At 31.3% G+C, this 16397-nt stretch carries 10 protein-coding genes; all 10 read left to right on the forward strand.

What is annotated here, in order from left to right:
* Nucleotides 1-33: 33 nt before the first annotated feature.
* The 10 genes from DAD81_RS21195 to DAD81_RS18535 all read left to right on the forward strand — a co-directional run bounded on the left by DAD81_RS21195 (nt 34) and on the right by DAD81_RS18535 (nt 16075).
* On the forward strand, nt 34-993 hold the full coding sequence (locus DAD81_RS21195; protein ID WP_317047336.1) for a glycoside hydrolase family 3 N-terminal domain-containing protein: 960 nt from the start codon (nt 34-36) through the stop codon (nt 991-993).
* A 78-nt stretch (nt 994-1071) separates the two neighbouring features.
* A complete protein-coding gene (locus tag DAD81_RS21200) occupies nt 1072-2253 on the forward strand; it encodes a glycoside hydrolase family 3 C-terminal domain-containing protein (RefSeq protein ID WP_317047337.1) in 1182 nt (393 codons plus the stop codon).
* Nucleotides 2254-2670: 417 nt separating this feature from the next.
* Nucleotides 2671-3846 (forward strand): glycoside hydrolase family protein, encoded by a 1176-nt coding sequence (locus DAD81_RS18500; protein ID WP_157961184.1) that lies wholly within the window; start codon nt 2671-2673, stop codon nt 3844-3846.
* On the forward strand, nt 3836-5326 hold the full coding sequence (locus DAD81_RS18505) for an arylsulfatase (protein ID WP_218939736.1): 1491 nt from the start codon (nt 3836-3838) through the stop codon (nt 5324-5326). The genes DAD81_RS18500 and DAD81_RS18505 overlap by 11 nt, the downstream gene beginning before the upstream one ends.
* Nucleotides 5327-5747: 421 nt before the next feature.
* Nucleotides 5748-7103, forward strand: coding sequence for a sulfatase (locus DAD81_RS18510; RefSeq protein WP_179950077.1), 1356 nt, complete (start codon nt 5748-5750; stop codon nt 7101-7103).
* Nucleotides 7104-7114: 11 nt separating this feature from the next.
* Nucleotides 7115-9466 carry a glycoside hydrolase family 95 protein gene (locus tag DAD81_RS18515; RefSeq protein WP_111709800.1) on the forward strand — a complete coding sequence of 784 codons (2352 nt, stop codon included), beginning with the start codon at nt 7115-7117 and terminating at the stop codon, nt 9464-9466.
* Nucleotides 9467-9474: 8 nt separating this feature from the next.
* On the forward strand, nt 9475-10785 hold the full coding sequence (locus DAD81_RS18520; protein ID WP_111709801.1) for a glycoside hydrolase family protein: 1311 nt from the start codon (nt 9475-9477) through the stop codon (nt 10783-10785).
* A gap of 4 nt (nt 10786-10789) precedes the next feature.
* Complete coding sequence (locus tag DAD81_RS18525; RefSeq protein ID WP_111709802.1) at nt 10790-12634, forward strand: arylsulfatase; 1845 nt, start codon at nt 10790-10792, stop codon at nt 12632-12634.
* A complete protein-coding gene (locus tag DAD81_RS18530; RefSeq protein WP_111709803.1) occupies nt 12634-14499 on the forward strand; it encodes an arylsulfatase in 1866 nt (621 codons plus the stop codon). The genes DAD81_RS18525 and DAD81_RS18530 overlap by 1 nt, the downstream gene beginning before the upstream one ends.
* A gap of 247 nt (nt 14500-14746) precedes the next feature.
* Nucleotides 14747-16075: a glycoside hydrolase family protein gene (locus tag DAD81_RS18535; RefSeq protein ID WP_111709804.1), complete on the forward strand. Its 1329-nt coding sequence runs from the start codon at nt 14747-14749 to the stop codon at nt 16073-16075.
* Nucleotides 16076-16397: the final 322 nt, after the last annotated feature.

A 16397-nucleotide genomic window follows, 5' to 3' on the forward strand; every position in this document is an offset into this window, starting at 1 on the left:
TTTAGGATAAGAGAAATAAAATAAATATTAAAAATGAAAAAAGAAATTCTATTTATATGCTTGATTATGTGTTTATTACAAGCGAAAGCACAAGATAAAAATATTGAACAGCGAATAGATTCAGTAATGAATCTTATGACTTTAGAAGAAAAAGTTGGACAAATGATACAGATTAATGGTAAAAGTGCCATTACTGGTCCACAAACCTATAACTCAGATTTTGAAAAACAATTAAAATCAGGAATGTTAGGTTCCCTTTTAAATGCTGTAGGTGTTGATTATACTAGAGATATACAGCGTATGGCTGTTGAAGAAACACGCCTAGGTATTCCTTTAATTTTTGGGTTTGATGTAATACATGGTTGGAAAACAATATTACCTATTCCACTTGGAGAAGCTGCATCTTGGGATTTAGAAGTGATAAAAAAAGGATCCATAATAACAGCTATAAAGGCAGCAGCAGCTGGTCAACATTGGACATTTGCTCCTATGGTAGACATTGCTAGAGATCCTCGTTGGGGAAGAATAACAGAAGGTTCAGGAGAAGATACATTTTTAGGTTCTAAAATTGCAGCAGCTAGAGTTAGAGGTTTACAAGGAGATAATTTATCTGCAGACAATACTATTGCAGCTTGTGTAAAACATTTTGCTGCTTATGGAGCTGCAGAAGGTGCAAGAGATTATAATACTGTTGATATGTCTGAACGTACGTTAAGAGATATATATTTACCACCGTTTAAAGCTGCTTTAGATGCAGGAGCACAAACTTTTATGACTGCTTTTAACGAAATATCAGGTGTGCCAGCAACTGGAAATAAATTTTTATTAGATCAGGTACTACGTAAAGAATGGGGATTTGATGGTTTTGTAGTTTCTGATCACGGAGCTGTTACTGAAATGATAAAACATGGTTTTGCTGAAAATGAATATGCAGCTACAATTCTAGGGGCAAATACAGGTTGTGATATGGATATGAGTTCTCAAGCATATTAAACGGAATTAGTAAAAGCAGTAAAAGCGGGAGATGTAAAAGAAGATAAAGTAAATGCTTCAGTAAGAAGAATTTTAAGAGTGAAATTTAGATTGGGTCTGTTTGATGATCCTTATAAATATTGTAATAATAAAAGAGAAATAAATAGAATTCTAACCAAAGAACACAGAGCAATAGCAAGAGAATCTGCTCGTAAATCTTTTGTTTTATTAAAAAATGAGAATAATATACTTCCACTAAATAAAAAAACTAAAACTATTGCTGTTATTGGACCGCTTGCAGATTCTGCAGGTGATATGAATGGATCTTGGAGAGCTAAAGGTGATACTAAAGATGTAATTACTCTATTAGCTGGTATTCAAAATGCAGTTTCATCAACTACAAGAGTATTGTACGAGAAAGGTTGTGAAAAAACAGGAAGTGATAAAAGTAATTTTAATAAAGCTGTAGAACTTGCAAAACAAGCAGATGTTGTAATTCTTGCCATAGGTGAAAGTGCTTCTGAAACTGGGGGAAATAGAAGTAAGGCTGCTAGTATTGGAATACCAAGCATACAAATAGAGTTGGCTAAAGAAATTTTAAAGGCTAATAAAAATGTTACTACTATTCTTTTTAACGGTAGACCAATTACTATGAAATGGATAGCAGATAATATGCCTTCAGTTTTAGAAGCATGGTTCCCAGGTACTGAGGGAGGTAATGCCTTAGCTGAAGTTATTTTTGGAGAATACAATCCTTCAGGAAAATTGCCAGCGTCATTTCCAATAGTTGTTGGTCAATGTCCAATTTACTACAACTACAAAAACACAGGACGTCCAATTAGAAAAGATGATTTTAAATGGCAAACAAAGTATTTAGACGTTCCTAATAAACCATTGTATCCTTTTGGTTACGGACTTAGTTATACCAATTTTGAATATTCAAATTTAGTAGTAAACAAAAAAGAAGTGAATTTTAATGAAGAATTAGAAATTTCAGTTACACTTAAAAATATTGGGAAATATGATGGAGCAGAAGTGGTTCAGTTGTATGTAAGAGATTTATTTGGTAGTGTAACACGTCCAGTAAAAGAATTAAAAGGCTTTGAAAAAGTGATGTTAAAATCAGGAGAAGAGAAAATAATTACTTTTAAATTGACAAGTGATGATTTAAGATTTCATAATATAGATATGAATTTTGTTGCTGAGCCTGGAGATTTTAAAGTGTTTGTTGGAGGAAATTCAAATGATGTAATTGAGACTGAGTTTAAATTGTTGAAATAAAAATTTTAAAAAGATGAATGTTTCTTACTAAAATCTATTATATGAAAGTAGACTGAACAGAAACAATTAGCGGGGCTAATAAAAAGCCAGAGAAAGTAAACTATATGACTAGTGATTTTACAAAATGGGAAACCAATTGTAATTCTAGTTTTACAAATGTGAAGTAGACTTTCAAAAAGAAAATTTAGTAATTCTCTATTTGATATATAGAATATCAAGGTAAGATAGATATGTTTTGTCGAATAAAGAGTAATGCACACCCTGAGTTACATATTCTTTACTTAGAAAGACAGAATGTACTGATAATTTAAGTTTCTTCATTGAATCAAAAAGAAGAAAATAAAGGGTGTCTGTTTTTTTAAACATGTTTTATAATTACGATACGTTTTTTTATGAATTATTAAAATAATTATAGAAATGAAGATAAGTTCAATTAAAAAAATAAGTACTGTAGTTTTATTGCTTTTGTTGATGATTAGCTGCAAGGAAGAAGTAAAAAAACAAATAAATAATAATTTTGAAAAGAATAAAGAAGCTATTGATTTTTTCTTACCAATGAAACCACAAGGAGCATTAGTTTCAAAAGGGACATGGGGAGAGTCAAATGTTTTACCAAGAGATACTATGAATGGTTTGGAGGATACTAAACTAAAAAAATGGTGTTATTGGGACGGAAGTATTGTTAAAGATGATTCAGGCTTATATCATATGTATGCAAGTAGATGGACTCAGGCTGCTTCACATAGTAAAGGGTGGCATATTCATACAAAGGCAGTTCATGCAGTAAGTGAAAATGTAATGGGCCCATATAAAGATCAAGGATTAATTTTTCCAGACTGGAAAGATGGTTTGGCGCATAATGTTGTTGCTTTAAGAACACATGATGGAAAATATGCAGTGGTAATAAGTGAAGTTACTCGTGGAGAAATTTTTATAGCAGACAAGCCAGAAGGACCGTTTAAATTATTGGGAGAAATAAAAACAGATGCAAACGGTTTTGATCCAGGTTTAGCACGCTATGATACAAACAACAAAGGAGCTGTAAAAGCAGGAGTTGTAGGTCATATGTCTAACGTACAAATTATGTTATGTAATGATGGGAAATATTTATTGATTCCAAGATTTGCAGCTCCAATGATTAGTGAATCTGGTATTCTTGGGCCCTATAAAATTATGGCAGATAAGATTTATAAGGGTATGGAGGGAGTTCCACAAGAAAAAATGGAAGACCCAACAATTTGGTATAGTGCAGGTATGTATCATATGATTGTAAATCATCATGGTGTAGATACTTCTTATCATTTCACATCACCTGACGGTATTCATAATTGGAAAAATAGAGGTGTAGCTTTTAAAAAAGATGCAGGAATATTTAAATATACAAATGGGGTTGTAAATGAATGGGCTATGGTACAGCGTATGACAGTTTATGTTGAAAATGGACATCCAACACATTTTTTGTTTTCAGTGATAGATGTGCATAAAGGAAAAGATAGAGGAGATGATAATCATGGAAGTAAAATTGTTGTTGTTCCTTTTGATGGAGTTGCTTTTGACAAATACATGAAAGAATTAGTAGAAAATGAAGAATAAATTTTATTTCAATATGAAAGAAATATCAATAATTTCTATATTTTTATTAAGTTTTTTAGGAAGTAAAGCTCAAAACTTAGAAGGTAGTAAGCCTAATATTATATTAGTTATGACCGATGATCAAGGGTCAAATTTATCTTATTTGGGGCATCCGTATGTTAAAACACCTTATATTGATGCATTTGCAAAAAAAGCACTTCGCCTTAAAGAGTTTCATGTAAGTCCAACTTGTGCACCTACAAGAGCGGCAATAATGAGTGGTCGTCATGAATTTAAAAACGGTGTAACTCATACTATTCATGAGCGTGAATTAATGGCGTTATCTACAACAACATTTCCTCAATTACTAAGAACAGCCGGTTATGAAACTGGAATTTTTGGAAAATGGCATTTAGGAGATATTGAAGAATATTTGCCTGGAAATAGAGGTTTTAGTGAAACATTAACACATGGTGCAGGAGGTATTGGGCAATTATATCCTGGTAGTTGTGCTGATTTTCCACCAAATTCATCTTCTAAAAACAGGTATTTTGATAATGTTTTATTGCACAATAAAACAATTGTTCAAACAAAAGGATATTGTACAGATTTGTTTTTTGATGCAGCTTTAGGATGGATGAAAAAAAACATTCAAGAAAAGAAACCATTTTTTACTTATTTGTCTACCAATACACCACATTCACCATTAATAGCACCTGACGAAAAGGTTAAAGAACTTAAAAATAAGTTTCCAGATTTAGCAAAACCAATTATAAATCGTTTTGGAATGATTGAAAATATTGATGATAATTTTGGACGATTGATGGCTAAACTTGAATTGTGGGGAGCTTTAGAGAATACGTTAATTATTTTTACCACAGATAATGGAGCACAAGTGAAGGATGGTAAAGAAAAATCACCATGGAATAATAACTTTAAAACAGGAAAAGGATCTCCAGGAGAAGGAGGCACTCACGTTCCTTGTTTTTGGTACTGGAAGGGTAAATTACAAGAAAATAAAGATGTGAAAGCACTTACAGCACATATAGATTTATATAAAACTTTTTGTGATTTGGCTGGTGTTACGATTCCTAATAAGATTCAAAACTTAGATGGAAGATCTTTGTTGCCAATTTTAAAGAATCCAGAAGTTATGTGGCAAGATGATAGGTTGTTATTTATCAATTCGGGCCGTTGGGAAAAAGGGGAAAAACCAGTTAAAGAAGGTAGGTGGGGTGTACGTTCTCAAAAATGGAGATTGGTTCAAGGTAAATTGTATGATATAGAAAATGACCCGAAAGAAAAGGTTAATGTTGTTAAAGATTATCCTAAAGTTTTTGAAAACATGGAAAAGGCTTATTCTATTTGGTGGGATGAAACGTTACCATTAATGATTAATGAAGACAGAGAGTATGACGGTATTGAGCCACCATTAGTAACACGTTTTAAAAATCAAAAAGCAACTCAAGGAATTCCGAATTGGAGCCCTTTACCCATTTAAGTTTTTTTTTTAAAGAATTCTTAAACCTATTAAAACTATAGTAGGAAAACGCTTTTTTCATAATTTATATAATTTTCTTTAAAAATATATAAGTTAGCAATTGGCCATTATCAGGCTTAATGATTTTGTTTAGTGTGTTATATTTTATAAGTAAAAGGTATATATTTTGTATGGTTATTATTAATCAATAAAATACCTAGAAGAACATTTGTTGGATTCTTAGAAACTTAAAAAAGTGTAAAGGTTTATACCTTGCTAGAAGAATTTGATGCTGTTTTTCATAGTTACAAGTTGAAGATAACTAAATAATTGAAGACGAGTCAAATTCTATAAAATAAATATAGAGTAAATTATGATAAAACACATTTTAATAAGTTTAATCCTTTTTATTTCATTAAGTGTTAATTCTCAGCATCAAAAAATGAACGTTTTGTTCATCGCTATTGATGATTTGAATAGTTGTATTGATGGAATGGATGGAGAAATTTCAGTTTCAACACCTAACATAAATAAGTTAACAAAAGAAGGGGTTCTTTTTACAAATGCCCATTGTGCAGCTCCAGCATGCAACCCATCTAGAGTAAGTGTAATGACTGGTTTGGCTCCAACTACAACAGGAGTATATACGAACCAACAAGATTGGCGAGAAAATAAATTTTTAAAGAAGAGAACTACACTTCCTCAGCATTTTAAAAACAATGGTTATGAAACCTTAGGCGGAGGTAAATTATATCATGCTTCTTCGTTAAGTGCTGATAAACATACAGGTTTGATAGATGCTAAACCATGGGATTCGTATTTTCCATCAAAAATGCGTCAAATGCCTTTAGAAGTAAAGCCTGATAAATTTCCTGTAAATACAAATGGAAAAATGTATAATGGATATTTTGATTGGGCGAAGTTAGATATTCCAACAGAAGAAATGGCAGATGCTAAAGTAGTTTCTTGGGCAGAACAGCAACTTTCTAAATCGCATGATAAACCATTGTTTTTGGCAGTAGGTATTTATCGACCTCATATTCCTTGGTGGACACCAAAAAAATATTACGACATGCACCCAATTGATAAAGTTGAGCTACCAGAAATTGTTGAAAATGATTTAGGAGATTTACCACTAGCAGGTAAAAAAATGGCAAACACAGCTTGGCATAAATGGATAAAAGATAACAATAAATGGAAAGAAGCAGTTCAAGCTTATAGTGCATCTGTAAGTTTTGCAGATGATATGGTAGGGCGATTATTAAAAGCTCTAAACAATGGGCCTCTTGCAAAAAACACTGTAATTATTTTATGGTCTGATCACGGATATCATTTAGGTCAAAAAGAACATTGGGAAAAATTTGCGCTTTGGGAACAAACTACGCGAGTTCCTTTAATTTTAGCTGCTCCAGGTAAATTCAAAAAAGGGGAAAAAAGTTGTGAAGCTGTTAGTTTACTAGATATTTATCCTACGCTAAATGAATTGTGTGGAATTCCATTAAACGATAATTTAGATGGTGAAAGCTTGGTTCCTTTATTAAAAAAACCAACATTAAAAACTAATCGTTCTATTGTTACTACGCAAAGAAAAAATAATCATGCAGTAAGATCTGACAATTGGAGATACATACGTTACCAAGATGGATCTGAAGAATTATACAATCAGAAAAAGGATCCTAAAAACTTTGTGAATTTAGCAGGGCAAATTCAATATAAAAAAATAATAGAAAAAATGAAGGAATCACTGCCTAAAACGGAAGCTAATTCAGATCCTTTAAAAAGTTATAAAAAACACTAGCACATACAATTATGAAAATAAAAGTTGTTAAAAAAACAATAATAATTCTATTACTAATTTGTACTACAAACATAAGTTTTAGTCAAAATTTAAAACTTTGGTATGATGCCCCTGCGGAAGAATGGACAGGTGGACTACCAATTGGTAATGGAAGATTAATGGGAATGGTACAAGGAAAAATTAACCATGAAATAATTCAGTTAAACGAAGAAAGTGTTTGGACAGGTGCTCCAACGCCCAGAGATAAACCAAATGGAGCAAAATATTTATCAGAGATTAGGCAGTTAATGTTTGATGGTAAATATTTTGAAGCCGAACAATTAACAAAAGAAAAATTGTTAGGTCTTAGATTAGGTTTCGGTATGCACACCTATCAAACTTTAGGTGATTTAGAGTTAATTTTTGATAAATCAAAAGTATCAGATGAAGTTACAGATTATAGAAGGGAGTTAAACCTTGAAGAAGGAATTGTAAAGGTTAGTTATATAAAAAATGGAGTGAAGTACACTCGCGAAATATTTTCAAGTTTTGTAGATCAATCTATAATTGTAAAATTAACATCAAGTAAGCCTGGAGCACTTTCTTTGGAAACAAAATTAACTCGTAAAGGAAGTGAAATAAAGAGAATCTCAAACGATCATTTAGCATTAAGAGGAGTTGCTTTTCCTGCCGTAAGGTCCGGATGGTCTGGTGTTGAGTTTGAATCTCATTTACAAGTTTCGTCTCAAAACGGTAAAATAAGTCAATCAAAACAAGGTATTCGAATAGATAATGCAGATAGTGTTACGTTACGTTTAGTTGCTGACACAGATTATAGAGGTGAAAAACCTTTTGAAGCTTGTGTAAAAAAAATAGAGAAAATTAAAAATAAAAGTTTTCAAAAATTAAGAGAAAGTCATGTAGCTGATTATAAAAGTTTATTTGATAGAGTTGAACTTAATTTTAAAGAAACAGAAAACAGTTTACTGCCAACAGATAAAAGATTACTTGCTTTTAAAAATGGGGAGAAAGATCCAAATTTAGTAGCGCTGTACTTTCAATATGGACGATACTTGTTAATGAGTAGTTCTCGTCCAGGTTCTATGGCAATTAATTTATGGGGTAAATGGGTAAGTGGTTTAGAACCTGCTTACAATGCCGATTATCATATAAATATTAATATTCAAATGAATTATTGGCTGGCAGAAATGACCAATTTGGGCGAATGTCAAGAACCGTTTATTGATATGGTTGATAATTTAAGACCTAGAGGAAGAGTTACAGCAAAAACAACTTACGGAGCAAGAGGATTTGTAGCGCATCACGCAACCGATGCTTGGTGGTTTACAGCTGCAGTAGGAAATCCTCCTTATGGAATGTGGCCAATGGCTCCAGCTTGGAGTTGTCAGCATTTATGGGAACATTATCTGTTTGGAAAAGACAAAGAATATTTAAAAAACAAGAGTTACCCAATAATGAAGGAAGCTTCAGAATTCTTTTTAGACTATTTAGTTGAACATCCTAAAACAGGATATATGGTTTCTGGACCTTCAACATCTCCAGAAAATAGATTTATCACTCCTAATGGAAAAACCGTTTCATTATCAATGGCCCCAACAATGGATAACCAATTAATGTATGATTTGTTTAGCAATACAATTGAGGCTAGTAAAGTATTAAATATTGATACAGATTTTAGATCACAATTAGAAAAATTACGTGCGAGAATAACACCGATGAAGATTGGTAGTGATGGAAGATTATTGGAATGGTCTGAAGAGTTTAAAGAACAAAATAAAGGGCATAGACATATTTCTCATTTATGGGGGTTGTGTCCTGGAAATCAAATTACACAAAACAAAACACCTAAATTATTTGAAGCCGCACGTAAATCATTAGATGTTCGTGTAGAAAACGGGTCTGCGATTTCACCTGAATACCAAGGAATAGCGGCTTGGGTTACATGTTCATACGCAAGATTGTTAGATGGTGAAAAAACCTATAAACATTTATCTGATATTTTAAGTAAAAGTTCTTGGGATAATTTATTTGCTGTTGGTGAAAGAGGAAGAGCAAGAAAAATGTTTGAAACAGATGTGAATTTTGGTGTTACTTCAGCAATAGCAGAAATGTTAGTGCAAAGTCACGCTGGTTTTATTCATATTCTACCAGCTTTACCAAAAGATTTGCCTAGTGGTAATGTTAAAGGTTTAAGAGCTCGTGGTGGTTTTGAAGTTGATATAAATTGGTCTAATTCTAAAGTTGAAGAGATTGTTATAAAATCATTGAATGGTGAGATTTGTAAATTAATGTATAATGGTAAGCAAATAGAATTTAAAACTAAAAAAGGAAAAACATATAAGTTTAACTCCAAATTAAAGTAATAAATAAAATGAAGAAAATATTAGTAGTTGTTGGACTTGTTTCCACATTGTGTTTTGGACAGAAAGAAAGTGATTTTTATAAAGAAACAAATCATTTAGTGTCTAAAACGGTTGACTTAGTTAAAGATTATAAAGCTAAACCTAATGATGGAAAGGACGATTCTGAAAAATTGCAAAAAGCAATTGATGATATGTCTAAGCAAAAAAATGGAGGAAAAATAATAATTCCAAAAGGAGTTTTTATGTTAACGAATATTAAACTTAAGTCTAATGTTCATATTGAAATAAGTCCAAAAGCCATTATAAAACCCACAACGGGTTCAGGAACAATTTTTCATTTAGGACTTGCCGCAAAAGGAAAATTAGCATTAGAAACTATTAAAAATGTTAGTATAAGGAGTACTAATGGAAAGAAATATTTAGTAGATATGACTGCAGGTAGTTATAGAAATAAAATAGCTTTTGTTAGTTGTCAAAATGTGAAAAATTTTTTGGTTTCAGACTTCAATATAAAGGATAATTATTCAGTATTATCTAGTATGTTATTTAATATATCTAAGCATAATGGTCAATTTTTTAGACCTGTGAACGGGGTAATAAAAAATGGTCATACAACGGGAGGGCATTATGGTTATGGTTTAATTCAAGCTCATGCAGGTATTCATATTTTATTTAAAGATCTTTCAGGTGAAGGTGGGGTTACACTTAGATTGGAAACGGGTTCAAGCTTTTTAGTTGATGCCCCTCAAACAATGAATTTAGATAGTATTTATGGAAGAAATATATCTATCAAGAATGGACATGGAGGTGTTTTAATGGGGGCTCATACAAGACAAAATGGTTATGTTAATATTGATGGAGTTATGGCCATGAGTTCTACATTTGCAGCATCAATGGGAACTGGATTTACTACTTCAACAGAAAAGAAAAAAGGACATACTCCAGGAGGTTTTTCAGGAACGTCTATTGTAAAAAATGTACACGCAGTATTTGGAATAAAAGCACAATTAAAGCATAAAAATTTCAAGATTCTACCTTGTGAATTACATCCGTTGATTTCGGTAAAAGTAAATCCAGATTTAATGAGCTACAATGGACCTTCAATAGTAGCTTCTATTAATAAAAATCCTGAAGTTCAATTTATTAATATTACCCAAGAAGGATTTGAATTTCAACCTAAAGCGATATTAGTTAAAGAAAAAAAGTATAAATGTAATAATACACCAAATGTTGAGCCGTCAATGAATTTACAGAGTTTTAAGGATTTAGATAAGGCTGAGGCAAAATACTTGAAAGAGAGAGAAAAAAGAAAATTATAAATAGATGAAAAAAATTAATATAATAATATCAATATTTTTCCTAATAGGGTTCTTATCTGTTGCACAAACAAAAAAGAAACCAAATGTAATTGTAATCTTAACAGATGATCAAGGTTATGGAGATTTGTCTAGTCACAAAAATCCTTGGATTAAAACACCTGAAATGGATAAGTTAGGTGAAGAAGGAGTGAGATTAACAGATTTTCATGTAGACCCAACTTGCGCACCAACAAGAGCTGCAATTATGACGGGAAGGTATTCAGCAAAAGTAGGCGTGTGGTTAACGTATTCTAGCCGTCATCATTTAAGACGTGATGAGGTTACAATGGCAGATGTATTTCAACAAAATGGCTATAAAACAGGAGTATTTGGAAAATGGCATTTAGGAGATAATTACCCATTTAGACCTATGGATAGAGGTTTTGATGAATCCCTTATTCATGGTGGAGGTATTATTGGAGAGGCACCAGATTATTGGGATAATAATTACTATGATGATATTTATTTTAGAAATGGAAAACCTGATAAGGTTGAAGGTTATTGTACAGATGTATGGTTTAACGAAACAATAGATTTTGTTGAGAAAAACAAAGATCAACCATTTTTTGTTTACTTACCAACCAATGCTCCTCACAGCTATGCTCATGTGCCAGAAAGCTACAGAAAGCCATATGACCAAAGACAAGCTTTTTATGGTTCTATAAGTTGTGTAGATGAGAATGTAGGGAAATTGAGAAGGAAACTAAAAGAACTTTCATTAGATAGAAAAACTATTGTAGTTGTTTTTAATGACAACGGTACTGCTGGTGGAGTAAGTAATGCAATTAAAGGAAAACCGAATCATGATGGTTGGGCAAAATCAGGTTTTAATGCTGGTATGCGTGGCCGTAAAGGTTCTCATTATGAAGGAGGTCATAAAGCTTTTTGTTTTATGTATTGGCCTGATGGAGGTTTAATAGGAGGTAAAGATATTAATGGAGTTACTTCTCATATAGATTTGTTACCAACTTTTATAGACTTATGTGATTTAAAATATAAAGAAAAAAAACGATTTGATGGAGTTTCTTTAAAGGAAGCTATTCAAAATAAAAATTCTAAATATTTAAATAATAGAACAGTAGTTGTTCATAACCAATCTAGATTTGGAGCACCAACAAGAGAAGGAAATTTGATTAAATATAAAGAATATTCTGTAATGCAGAATAATTGGAGATTGAATGGAGATTTAGATAAAGCGCTAGAACTGTATGATATTAAAAAGGATATTGGTCAAAGAACAAATCTAGCTTCTAAATATCCAAAAGTTGTTAAAGAATTGAGCCGAGAATATGAAAAATGGTGGAAAAAAGTAAGTAAAAAATCTGACGAATACTGTCCGTTTGTTATCAATCCTTCAAAACAAAAAGAGGTTAAAATTACGTCTCAAAATTTAATGGTTGAAGATAATAGTGTATTGTATTCTCAAAAAATGATAAGACAAGCTTTACATACAAATGGTTATACTTATATAGATGTTGAGGTTCCTGGGAAGTACTTAATAACTTTACGGCGTTGGCCAAATGAACTAGATAAATCTATTCGTTCAGCAGATTTAGATTATATGCCTATGGATCCATCAACACATGTTATGAAACGAGATAAGCAGCCCGCCTTAGCAATAAAAGCACAAAAAGCTAGATTAAAAGTTGCAGATTTTGATGCTATAAAAATAGTACACAAAGAAGATTCAGAAATTAAATTTGAAGTAGAATTAATAAAAGGAGTTCAAAAAATACAAACGTGGTTCTTGTTAGATGATAAAACTACAACAGCTGCATATTATACCTATATAAAAAATATAAAAGAGTAATGAAAAATATAAATTTAAAAAAAGTATTCGCAATTTGTTTAATCGCTTTTTTAGTAATTAGTTGTAACAAGAAAACTCAACCAAATGTAATTGTATTGGTTTCTGACGATCAAGGTTATGGAGATATTGCTTTTCTTGGAAATCCACATTTAAAAACACCTAACTTAGATAAACTAGCAAAAGAGTCAATTAGGTTTACAGATTTTCACACATCAGCTATTTGTACGCCTTCAAGATCTCAATTAATGACTGGAATTGATGCAGTTAGAAATGGAGCCTATAATTATGGTTTTGGGAAAACTAATATTTTTACATCATTTCCAGATACTGAAGGAAATGAAAATGAAATTCATTTAATGTCAGATTTTTTTAAAGCTAACGGTTATAAAACAGGTCATTTTGGAAAATGGCATTTAGGAGATTTTTACCCATATCGTTCAAGTGATCGTGGTTTTGATGAAACATTTACATTTCCAGGTGCTTCTGTTTGGCAAACTCCAAGTCATTGGAATAATGACTGTTTTGATGATGTATACGTTAAAAATGGAAAACCAACTAAAACAAAAGGTTACAATACAGATGTTTGGTTTTCTGAATCTATAAATTTTATTGAAAAGGCTGTGAATGACAACGAGCCATTTTTTGTATATATACCAACAAGTGCTATGCATACACCACAATATGCTCCAGCAAAGTATTTGGAACCATACAAACATTTAGCTCCAATAGTGGCTCAGTTTTATGCAATGATTGCCAATTTTGATGAAAATTTGGGATTACTAGATACTGCTTTAGAAAAGATGAATATAAAAGATAATACCATTGTTCTTTATTTAAGTGATAATGGAGGAACTTGTGGTACACCAGAATACAATGCAGGTATGAAAGGGAAAAAATGTTCAGTTTATGATGGAGGTCACCGAGTTCCTTGTTTTCTGCGTTGGCCAGATGGGATTCCTTCAACAGATAGAGATATTAATGATTTAACTGTAGTTCAAGATATGTTACCAACACTTATTGATCTTTGTGAGTTAAAAATGCCTTGGGAGCAGAAATTTGATGGTGTAAGTCTTTCAAATTTAATTAAAGGAGAAAAACAAGACATGTCAAAACGAATGTCAGTAGTTCAATTTTCAACTAAAAGAGAAGGGTTGAATGGTTATAGTGTGCTTTGGAATAAATGGAGATTAATTGATGGAGATAAACTTTTTAATGTTGAAAAAGATCCAGGGCAAAAAAAGAATATTGCTGAAGGAAATCCAAAAGTTTTAAGAGAAATGCAAGCATATTATGCTAATTGGAGAACATCTGTAGAACCTTCACTTCAAAAAAGCAGTAAAATTAGAATTGGTTATAAAGGGTTTAAAAATATAGAATTAACGTCTTTCGACTGGCTTAAAATTGAAGAGGATGGAAATCCATCTCAGCAAGTAGATGTTAGAGTAGGAAAACCAATGAATGGTTCTTGGAATGTATTTGTTGAAGAAAAAGGTAACTATGAATTAACATTTAGAAGATGGCCAAAAGAATTGGATACTGAAATCACTGCTGGTTGTCCACCATATTTTAGTGAATTTTCAAAACAAATTGGAGTGACAAAAGTGCCTTTAGCTGAAGATTATGTGAATTGGAAATCTGTTGTTCCAAATGGTGGTGTGTTACCTGCAGGAGTAGCACTTCCAATAACTTCAATAAAGTTAAATTCAAATAAAGGTGAAGAGGTTAAAAACATTAATTCTACAAATAAATCAATCTCTTTTGAAGTTGAATTTGATAAAGGTTCAACAAAATTAAGAGGAGATTTCTTAGATAAAAATGGAAACATAATATGTGGAGCTTATTATTTAGAAATAGTTAAGAAATAATATGAAAACAATAATTATTAAAAGAAAAAAATTTAAGTATTAACTTTAATAATTGCTTCTTTTAAATTTGAAGCCCAATTTAATAATTATTCATACAGATGAACATAACTTTAGAACATTAGGTTGCTATCGCAATCTAATGTCTGAAGAACAAGCATATGTTTGGGGAAGATGTAAAAACTACAATTATATATCCTGATGGTAATTATATTGATAAACAAATATCACAAGAAAAGTCTTGAAAATTATGAATAGAAAATTACTTTTTTTATCTCTTCTACTTGTTGGATTGATTTCTTCTGCTCAAGTAATAAAAAAGGATTCATTAATTTATGGAGCCTCATTTATTGATAGATTTAAAACTATAGAAAATGAAAACATTAGTTCAAATGTTTGGGGTGCAAAAAATGTGATTCCAAGAAATGTATCTAATGGAATTGAAGATCCTGATTATTCATATTGGGGAGGGAATATTATTCATGGAGATGATGGAAAAGAGCATTTGTTTGTTGCTCGTTGGCGAGAAGATATTTCTAAGCGAAATGGAAAAAGTGGTCATAATATATGGTGGGATTCAGAAGTTGTACATGCTGTGAGTGATAATCTTATGGGACCTTTTAAGGTTGTTGATGTTATAGGAAAAGGTCACAATTCGGAAATTTATAGATTAAAAAATGGTAGTTACATAATAGGTGTTATGGGTTACAAAGCGTATAAAGCTCCCAAATTAGAAGGGCCTTGGGCATTAATTGAAACTACTTTTGAATTTGTTGATAAAGAATTAAATTCTTCTAACAGAACTTATGTTGTAAGAACAGATGGAACAGTTTTAATGATGAATAAAGAAGGTCATCTATTTGAAGGAGGAAAGGGAGATGAGCATTTTGTAGAAATTAAAAACGTAGCACCTGCTTTTTTTAGAAAAAATGGTTCTCATGAAGAAGACCCCGTAATTTGGAAAGATGAAGTTCAGTATAATTTAATAATGAATGATGCTTTTGGAAGAAAGGCATATCATCTTACTTCAGAAGATGGTATTCATAATTGGACATATGAAGAAGGAATTGCATTTGATCCAACTATATTGCAACGAGTAGGTGGAACTCTTGGAAATTGGTGGAAACTAGAAAGACCAAAGATTAGACAAGATAAATACGGTAGAGCAACACATATAAATTTTGCCGCAATTGATACTTTAAAAAGTTTTGATTTAGCAAATGATAATCACAGTTCAAAAAATATTGTATTACCGCTTTTAGTTCAAAAAAAATTAGAAATTTTAAATAAAGTTGAATTTAAAAAAGGAGCAGAAAGAATACTCGTGAAAATTTTAGCAGAGAATGGATTTGACCCTTTAATTGATATCGATTTAACCTCGTTAAGGTTTGGTGCTTCTTTCGAAGTTAATAGAGGGAGAGGAGCCATTTCTGTTGGTTATAAAAAAGAAGGTAATGATTTAATTGTAATTTTTGAAGTCAAAAATACTGGTATAAATAAGCATGATTATAAAGCAAAGTTAATCGGTAAAAAAAAGACTGGCGAATTAATTTTTGGGTATGCCAAAATTCAAAAATAATTGATAAATTAGAAAAGATATTGCTGTGATGTCTTTGAACAAATTTATTTAATGTTGATTTTTTTATTTCTTAATAAGGCAATAGTGTTTTAATCTTTTGAAATTCCTCATAAACAAACCCAATTAGCTAGAATAATTATCTTTCAAATCAAATGGATTAGCGTTAAATCTTTGTTTACATAGAAAATGTACTTATAGATACAAGAAACGTACGGAGAAACATATTTTTTAGACGGTAAAGAAACATATTTGGTCTATGTTTTAAACATTCTACTATTGTAATGAATGTTTTTTGCATTGATTAAATGGATAATAAGATTAT

The organism is Lutibacter citreus (genome assembly GCF_003260195.1).
In the GTDB taxonomy this organism is placed as follows: Bacteria; Bacteroidota; Bacteroidia; order Flavobacteriales; family Flavobacteriaceae; genus Lutibacter; species Lutibacter citreus.

Coding starts and splice junctions, on each gene's coding strand:
- DAD81_RS21195 (WP_317047336.1), top strand. CDS start 34: ATGAAAAAAGAAATTCTATTTATATGCTTGATTATGTGTTTATTACAA.
- DAD81_RS18500 (WP_157961184.1), top strand. CDS start 2,671: ATGAAGATAAGTTCAATTAAAAAAATAAGTACTGTAGTTTTATTGCTT.
- DAD81_RS18505 (WP_218939736.1), top strand. CDS start 3,836: ATGAAGAATAAATTTTATTTCAATATGAAAGAAATATCAATAATTTCT.
- DAD81_RS18510 (WP_179950077.1), top strand. CDS start 5,748: ATGAACGTTTTGTTCATCGCTATTGATGATTTGAATAGTTGTATTGAT.
- DAD81_RS18515 (WP_111709800.1), top strand. CDS start 7,115: ATGAAAATAAAAGTTGTTAAAAAAACAATAATAATTCTATTACTAATT.
- DAD81_RS18520 (WP_111709801.1), top strand. CDS start 9,475: ATGAAGAAAATATTAGTAGTTGTTGGACTTGTTTCCACATTGTGTTTT.
- DAD81_RS18525 (WP_111709802.1), top strand. CDS start 10,790: ATGAAAAAAATTAATATAATAATATCAATATTTTTCCTAATAGGGTTC.
- DAD81_RS18530 (WP_111709803.1), top strand. CDS start 12,634: ATGAAAAATATAAATTTAAAAAAAGTATTCGCAATTTGTTTAATCGCT.
- DAD81_RS18535 (WP_111709804.1), top strand. CDS start 14,747: ATGAATAGAAAATTACTTTTTTTATCTCTTCTACTTGTTGGATTGATT.